The organism is Nocardia sp. NPDC004168, assembly GCF_040610355.1.
Lineage (GTDB): Bacteria > Actinomycetota > Actinomycetes > Mycobacteriales > Mycobacteriaceae > Nocardia > Nocardia sichangensis.
On record NZ_JBEXME010000069.1, the window covers coordinates 1 to 6,383 of the forward strand.

At 69.7% G+C, this 6,383-nt stretch carries 6 protein-coding genes; 3 read left to right on the forward strand and 3 right to left on the reverse strand.

Annotation, left to right across the window (positions count from 1 at the left end):
- Nucleotides 1-129 precede the first annotated feature (129 nt).
- The 3 genes from ABZW96_RS36980 to ABZW96_RS36990 all read right to left on the reverse strand — a co-directional run bounded on the left by ABZW96_RS36980 (nt 130) and on the right by ABZW96_RS36990 (nt 2,305).
- On the reverse strand, nt 130-678 hold the full coding sequence (locus ABZW96_RS36980) for an HD domain-containing protein (protein ID WP_355081476.1): 549 nt from the start codon (nt 676-678) through the stop codon (nt 130-132).
- 125 nt (nt 679-803) lie between these two features.
- A complete protein-coding gene (locus tag ABZW96_RS36985; protein ID WP_355081478.1) occupies nt 804-1,196 on the reverse strand; it encodes an SCO5389 family protein in 393 nt (130 codons plus the stop codon).
- Between the two features lie 62 nt (nt 1,197-1,258).
- On the reverse strand, nt 1,259-2,305 hold the full coding sequence (locus tag ABZW96_RS36990; protein WP_355081480.1) for a nitronate monooxygenase: 1,047 nt from the start codon (nt 2,303-2,305) through the stop codon (nt 1,259-1,261).
- A 206-nt stretch (nt 2,306-2,511) separates the two neighbouring features.
- On the opposite strand from ABZW96_RS36990, the gene ABZW96_RS36995 reads away from it, so the two are divergent.
- The 3 genes from ABZW96_RS36995 to ABZW96_RS37005 form a co-directional block, all read left to right on the forward strand.
- The gene (locus ABZW96_RS36995) at nt 2,512-3,387 is read left to right on the forward strand and encodes a M23 family metallopeptidase (RefSeq protein ID WP_355081482.1); all 876 of its coding nucleotides are present in this window, start codon (nt 2,512-2,514) and stop codon (nt 3,385-3,387) included.
- Nucleotides 3,388-3,530: 143 nt separating this feature from the next.
- Nucleotides 3,531-4,514: a LuxR C-terminal-related transcriptional regulator gene (locus tag ABZW96_RS37000; RefSeq protein WP_355081484.1), complete on the forward strand. Its 984-nt coding sequence runs from the start codon at nt 3,531-3,533 to the stop codon at nt 4,512-4,514.
- A gap of 292 nt (nt 4,515-4,806) precedes the next feature.
- A partial coding sequence (locus ABZW96_RS37005) for an amino acid adenylation domain-containing protein (RefSeq protein WP_355081486.1) occupies nt 4,807-6,383 on the forward strand: 1,577 nt, incomplete at its 3' end.

Below are 6,383 nucleotides of genomic sequence, written 5' to 3' on the forward strand. Positions count from 1 at the left end.
GAACGGTGGACGTTCATCGCCGAGGTCCCCAAGACCAGTGTGGGCAAGTTCGACAAGAAGCGGCTACGCGCCCAGTACGCCGACGGCGACCTGGAAGTCACCACCCTGTCCTGACCCCGCCGCCCCGCGTCACCACCTCAGCATCGGCAGTGGTGACGCGGGGTGGCTGCGCACCCGCCGCGCGACCAGGGAGACGAGCTTGCGGTGGAAGCCGTGGTTCGGATAGCGCTTCGCCAGCTCACGGTAGGTTCCGCGCGAGACGCCGAACCGGCCGAGCAAGCCGAGCTCGACGTCGATCGCGTCGGCGCGCCGGAAGATCTCGACCGGGTCGTGCGGTGGGCCCGCCGGGCGGATCTTGTGATGCTGGTCGATCATCGCCACCACCAGTCCGGTCAGGTCGTCGCGGTCGATGCTCGCCAGCCAGGCGCGCGCCTGGTCGCACGAGGGCGCGAGGTAGTCGAAGCTGCCCGCCGACCAGATGCCGATGTCGTGCAGCACGGCCGCGGTCAGGAACTCCTCACGGGCGCTCGGCGGGGTTTGCCGGTCGTCGGCCAGCAGATCGCACAACGTGAGCACCCGCAGCACATGATTGGTGTAGGCGGCGCGGTCCGCCCCGAGCTGTTGGCGCCACGGCGCGAGCCGGGCCTCGACCTCATCGCGAAGATCGTTGCTGCTCATGGCGGTTCACCCTACGCGCAGCCGTCCGTGACGGGCGGCGGCGACGCGCGGGCACGGCGCCGCATACGCGAGAACACCCGGCGCGGGCGAAACGGTTTGCCGCGCCGGGTGTTCGATTCGGTGGATCAGCAGTTGCGCAGTTCCGGGCTTTGGTTGAGCAGCTGGGCCCGGGTGCCGATGAACGTGGTGTAGGTCTCGCCGCCGACCGAGGAGAGCGGGAACGCCGCGACCCGGTGGCAGTTCTGGAAGGCGAGCTTCACGCCGAAGTGCCGCTCCAGTCCACCGCGAATCGCGTCGGAAGCCATGGCGCGCAGCAGTTGCCCGCGCGCCACCTCGTCGGGCGGCGCGATCGTGTTGTCGGCGAATTCGGCCGTCCCGGAACGCAGCTCACCGGCTACGCGGCTGACCACTTCCCAGGCGTAGGGCAGCGAATTGCGTACGACCTCGACGAAGTCGGCGTCGTCGACCTCGCCGCGTTCGGCGCGTTCGAGTACTGCGGTGGGGACATCAAGGGACATGGCGCTCTCCTCCAGTGCTGAACGTCGATGCGATGCCACTGAAGTCTAAACGAAAGTCGTTGTCAATAATGCTGGATTCGGCGCGAAAGTGCCTTTTCCAGTGCGGCTTTCGTGTCGGCGGCCAGGGTCGAGACCAGTTCGCCCGCGGGTAGCTCCGGTGTCAGCTCATGGGTTTGGCCCGCCCAGAGGTTGACCTCCTCGGGGTTGCCCGCCGCCCGCGCCTCGGCTCGCAGCGGGGCGGTGGCGTAGTGGATCTCCGGGTATCCGGTCGGCGCGGTAGCGGTGTGCCGCACCAGGAAGCGGTTGCGCAAGCCGCGTGCCCTGCGTCCGGTGAAGGCGCGGGTGAGCATCGTCGGGGTGTCGGCGGTCAGCGCGGCGCGGTGCACCTGACTGGTGCCCGCCTCCGGGCAGCGCAGGAACACCGTGCCCAGTTGCGCGGCCGCGGCGCCCGCCGCGAGCGCGGCGGCGATGCCCGCGCCCGTCGTGAGGCCGCCGGTGGCCACCAGTGGCAGGTCGGTGGCGGCGGAGAGCAATTGCAGCAGCGCCAACAGCCCGAGTGGGTCGGTGGCGTCGTCGGCGGGCCGATCGGTGAACGTCGCGCGGTGCCCGCCCGCCTCCGCGCCTTGGGCGATGAGCACGTCGGCGCCCGCCTCGACGGCGACGCGCGCCTCGACGACCGAGGTGACGGTGACCCAGGCTTCGGAACCGGCGGCATGCAGCCGTTCGATGTCCGCGGCACTCGGGCAGCCGAAGGTGAACGACACGGCCGCGACCGGGTCGGCGACGAGCAGGTCCAGTTTGGCGTCCCAGTCGTCGGTGTCGAAGCGCGGATCTCCCAGCTGGTGTTCGGCGCCGAGTTCGGCCAGATAGTCCGCCAGATCGGCGGGAGGAGTCGGCGGGCCCGGCACGAAGAGGTTCACGCCGAACGGCTTGCCGGTGGCCGCGCGAGTCGCCGCGATCCGCGCCGCGGTGTCGGCGGCGCTCAGATAACCGGCGGCCAGCTGGCCGAAACCGCCCGCTTCGGCCACGGCGGCGGTCAGCTCAGGGGTGGAGGGGCCGCCCGCCATGGGGGCGAGCGCGATCGGAACGTCCAAGTGGTCGAGGATCACGGTTCGATTGTCGCGTATCTGGACATGTGACCCGGGACTCACCAGCGTTTTTCCGCTGGAAGGTTGCGGAATGGTCACGACGCGGTAGAGTTCCCGTCACGACGGATGCCAAACCGTTATCCGCCCGGCTTCACCGGATCGTTATCGAACCGGTTCCGCTAGGGCTCCGGCATCCCGGACCCTGTTGTACGACCGAGGATTCAGCTTTGTCGCAGCACCGTGTAGGCCCAAGTTCCATTACCGTCCAGAGCCTCCTCGGCGACGGCGGCGAATCGGGCCGTCCGACGCGGCACCGCGCCGAGCCGTCCGCCACCGAACGAGTCAAGGCCGCCGCCACCGCGGCGGTTGCCGCGGGCGCCTTGATCGGCGCTGCCAGCCAGGTCGCTCCCGCGCTCGCTTACGCGTCGCCGCTGCTGCCCGGTTCGCACGATGCCGACGAGGAGACGCAGGCCGCGCCATCCACCGTGAAGGGTACGAGCATCCTTCCGATCGTCGAGGCCAAGGCCGCCGCCGAGCCGGTCGCGCAGGCCGCGCCGGAGCCCGCCGCGGTCGCGGGCCAGATCGCCGCACCGGTCGCGGCGCCGTTCGGCATTCCCAACCTTCCCCCGGAGGTCATCGGTCCCTTGGCGCAGGCCGAGGAGGCCCTCAAGGGCGTGCAGCAGCAGGTCGCTCCGGCGTCCGCGGTGCGCCCGGTGGCCGGTGAGATCAGCTCCGGCTTCGGCAGCCGCTGGGGCGCCATGCATTACGGTCTCGACTTCGCCGACTCGCTGGGCGCGCCGATCCACTCGGTCAGCAACGGTACCGTCATCGAGGCGGGGCCCGCCTCCGGTTTCGGTCTGTGGGTGCGAATCCTGCAGGACGACGGCACCACCGCCGTCTACGGCCACGTGAACGAGATGTTCGTGCACGCGGGCCAGCGGGTGAACGCGGGCGACGTGATCGCCACCGTCGGCAACCGGGGCCAGTCCACCGGTCCGCATCTGCACCTGGAGATCTGGGACCAGTCGGGCGCCAAGATCGACCCGATGCCCTACTTGGCCGCCAAGGGAGTGCCCCTGGAGTGGGGCCCGTCGGCGCACTGACATTCCCTGTCCGGCTTGATATTCCGATCAGCGCACGGTTGCGCGCAGCGAAGCCTCCCGCGTCCCGGTGACGCGGGAGGCGGTTCGCGTCCTGGTCTCGTAGAGCTGCCCCACGGACACCGGTCGGTCGCTAGGCTCGGGCCGTGATCGAGCTGGGCGACATCTTCGAGCCTGGGTCACCGCACGGCCGCGCGTACGCCGTGCTGGTGCACCATCCGCGGTCGAGTCTCGCCGATATCGCGCAGTACCTGGGCGTTTCGGAAGACCTCGCCGCGGACTCGCTGGATGTGTTGTGTGAATTGCACGCCGCGGTCCGCGTCGAGTCGCCCGACGGCGAACCGCTGTGGGACGCGCACGCGCCGGAATCGTTGTCCGAAGCCGAGGCTCGGCGCAGGCAGCAGGAGATCAACCAGATGCACGCCGCCGCAGCACGCTTGAGCGAGACGTTCCGCTCGGTGCGCCGCTCGCCCCGCGGCAACGGCGCGGTGGTGCCGGTGTACGAGCGGCTGGAGATGCTGGCGGATTTCGAGGAGATGCAGACCGGCGCGCGCAGCTGCGTCAAGCTGGTCGAGCGCGGGCCCTATCTGAGCGATCCCGAGCGCGAGCGCCAACTGTTCGAACTCAAACGCGCCAGGCTCGCCGACGGCATCCGCTACCAGACCTTGTATCAGGACACCGTCTATCAGGACCCCGAGCGCCTGCGGCACGCGCTGTCCACCAACGCGGGCGGTGCGCAGGCCAGAACCCTGCCCGAGCCGCCGCTCAAATTGATCATCAGCGACGACGAGCGGGCCAGCCTGGTGCTGCACGCCGACGAACGCAGGCCCGACCCGATGGGTCTGCGCATCACCGGTTCCCCCACGCTCGAGTTGTTGATCAAGACCTTCGACGTGCTGTGGACGATGGCGGCGCCGATCTCGGTGAACCCGGCCGCGGAGGCGCTGGACGAACGCGACCGTGCGATCCTGACCCTGATGGGGCTCGGCGCGACCGATGACACCATCGCGCGGCGACTCGGGATGTCCCGACGGACGGTGGTCCGCCGGACCGCACGGCTGCTGGAGCGCCTCGGGGCGAGCACCAGATTCCAGGCGGGGGTGCAGGCCACGCGGCGCGGATGGCTGTGACCAAGCTCACCGATTCGGGCACTAGTGCAACACGATGGCATAAGTACCGATATAACGGCAGGGATCAGGCAAGACACCGATTCCAGGGGGGCGGATGGTGTCCTACGAGAGGACAGCACTCGACAAGGGGGATGCGGACCGTACCGACGGCATCCGCGGCAATCCAATACAGCGCGCGGGTTCAGTGGTCAGCCCCTTATATGATTGCTCGGTCCGCGCTGGCCCCGGATAACAAGCCCTGAGCAGGGTAGAGCCCGGGTCCTGGCTCGATCCGAGAGGTGAATGCACTCGAATGGAAACCGCCCGTCGCTCTGCTCGCGGTAGCCGTCGCCGCAGGTCGGGCAGTCCGCTTTTCGCGCAGCTGCTCACCGCCGCGGTCGAGTCCGCCGCCACCGAGGTCGCGATCCGGTTCAACCCCACGGGGGACCCGGCCGACGATCGGGAGCTCACCTACGCCGAGCTGGACGCGGCGTCCTCGCGGCTGGCCAGGGAGCTGATCGAGCGCGGTGTCGGGCCCGGCGACGTGGTCGCCATCGGAATCTCGCGCAGCGTGGAGTCGGTGCTCGCCGTCTGGGCCATCGCCAAGACCGGCGCGGCCTACGTGCCGGTGGATCCGACCTATCCCACCGACCGGATCAATCACATCGTCGCCGACTCCGGCGCCACGGTGGGTCTGACCACTTCGGCGCACCGCCCGGTGCTCGGCACCGGTGTGTACTGGATCGAACTGGACGACCCGGTGCAGGCCGCGCGCATCGCCGCGCGCCCGGAGCACCCCATCTCCTACACCGACCGGGTCCGTCCGCTCGACGAGCGGCACCCGGCCTATGTCATCTACACCTCCGGCTCCACCGGCAAGCCCAAGGGCGTCGTGGTCACGCACAGCGGTCTGGCCGGGCTGGTCGCCGCGGAGCGCGAGCACTACGGCGTGACGGAGGACTCGCGCGTTCTGCACGTCTGCTCGCCGAACTTCGACGTCTCGGTGCTGGAACTGCTGCTGGCCTTCTCCTCCGGCGCGACGCTGGTGATCGCGCCGCCGACGGTGTTCGGCGGTTTCGAGCTGGCGGATCTGCTGAGGCGCGAGCACGTCACGCACATGCTCATCACGCCGGGCGCCCTGGAATCGGTGGATCCGGCCGGACTGGACGACCTGCAGGCCGTGGTGGTGGCAGGTGACAAGTTCGGCCCGGAACTGGTCGGACGCTGGGCGGCCGAGCGCGAGTTCTACAACGGCTACGGGCCCACCGAGGCCACGATCCTGGCCACCAGCACGCCGCCGATGACGCCGGGCGAGCCCATCACGATCGGCACGGCCATCCCGGGCGTCGGCGCGTTCGTGCTGGACTCGCGGCTGCGGCCGGTTCCTGCCGGGGTGGTCGGCGAGCTGTATCTGTCCGGTCCCGCGCTGGCGCAGGGCTACCTCAACCGGCCGGGCCTGACCGCGGAGCGATTCGTCGCCAGCCCGTTCGGCGCCGATAGCGGCAACCCGGCGGCGCGGCTGTACCGCACCGGTGATCTGGTGCGACGCACCGAATCGGCCGGCCAGGACGGCGGCGTCATCGAATACCTGGGCCGCTCGGACTTCCAGGTGAAGATCCGCGGTTTCCGCATCGAACTGGGCGAGATCGACAACGCTCTCACCAGCCATCCGGATATCGACTTCGCGGCCACCCTGGGCAAGGCGCTGCCATCGGGTGCGACCGCACTGGTGTCGTACGTGCTGCCGCGCCCCGGCGCCGACCTGGACACCGACGCGGTCGCCGAGTACATCGGTGAGTCGTTGCCGGGGTACATGATTCCGGCGTCGATTGTGGTGTTGGACGAGATTCCGTTGACGCCGGTGGGGAAGTTGGATCGGGCGGCGTTGCC

Excerpts from the sequence above, each read along its gene's own strand:
- ABZW96_RS36980 (WP_355081476.1), bottom strand. The coding sequence starts at position 678 with ATGAGCAGCAACGATCTTCGCGATGAGGTCGAGGCCCGGCTCGCGCCG.
- ABZW96_RS36985 (WP_355081478.1), bottom strand. The coding sequence starts at position 1,196 with ATGTCCCTTGATGTCCCCACCGCAGTACTCGAACGCGCCGAACGCGGC.